Annotated in this window: 1 protein-coding gene; it reads left to right on the forward strand. The window is 50.5% G+C overall.

What is annotated here, in order from left to right; translation table 11 throughout:
- Positions 1 to 413: 413 nt before the first annotated feature.
- Positions 414 to 863, forward strand: a 450-nt coding sequence (locus Pmgp_RS19275) for an IS110 family transposase (protein ID WP_153189242.1), incomplete at its 3' end; no start/stop codon positions are given.

Raw genomic sequence — 863 nt, forward strand, 5'->3', positions numbered from 1 at the left:
TAATGGTCATTTATTACCGGCCCGGGGTGCAGGTCGATTTTTAGCAGCCGCCCCGCCGGGGCCGGTTTTCTATTGCCTTTTTTAGTTGAGTTTTTACCGGGCAGAGTCTGGACATGGGCGTCACTTTNCGGGACAATGGGCATAACAAGCCNTGGTATAGGGATATTTCTTAGTCCCCTCNTCGGNGCCTTTTTNGGCTACTACTNCGTNAAGCCTGTTACCCTTGGCCCGCCGTGTTTTTTCTAACCGCTGGTTGTGCCCCCGGCTTTATGGTGATGGGATTTTTTGCAGCTNCCCATTCATGCGCCCGCCTGGCCGGGTGAGCACTCATTACGAGGCTGTGTAAGGCGGTTCCCCAAGGGCGCCCAGGTCCTGTACCCTGCTTGATTCTTTTGGAACAGGGAGGTGATCTTTTGAGCAAACTATATGTCGGTATTGACGTGAGCCTACGTAAGAACAATGTTCACTGTATGGCCGCCGGCGGCGACACTTTGAAAAAGTTCAAAGTGCCCAATACTTTTGATGGAGCGCTGGCCCTGGTTGATAATATTGTAGAGCTCTCCGCCCGGCACTCCCTGCAGGAGATTATCCTGGGAATGGAGGCTACTTCTAATTACAGCTACCACCTGGCTGAGCTTTTTAGAAGTTCAGAAAAACTGGCCCCACTTTCGCCGAAAATTCACATCCTGAACGCTAAGACTGTGCATAATTTCAAGAAGTCTTACAGCGATTTACCAAAAAATGATGATATAGACGCCTGGGTTATTGCAGACAAGTTACGCTTTGGTCGCCTTCCCCAGGAGGTTTTTATGGATGAGCGTTTCCTTGCGCTGCAAAGGCTGACCCGAAACAGGTTTCACCTG

It is taken from the genome of Pelotomaculum propionicicum, from assembly GCF_004369225.1.
Taxonomy (GTDB): domain Bacteria; phylum Bacillota; class Desulfotomaculia; order Desulfotomaculales; family Pelotomaculaceae; genus Pelotomaculum_B; species Pelotomaculum_B propionicicum.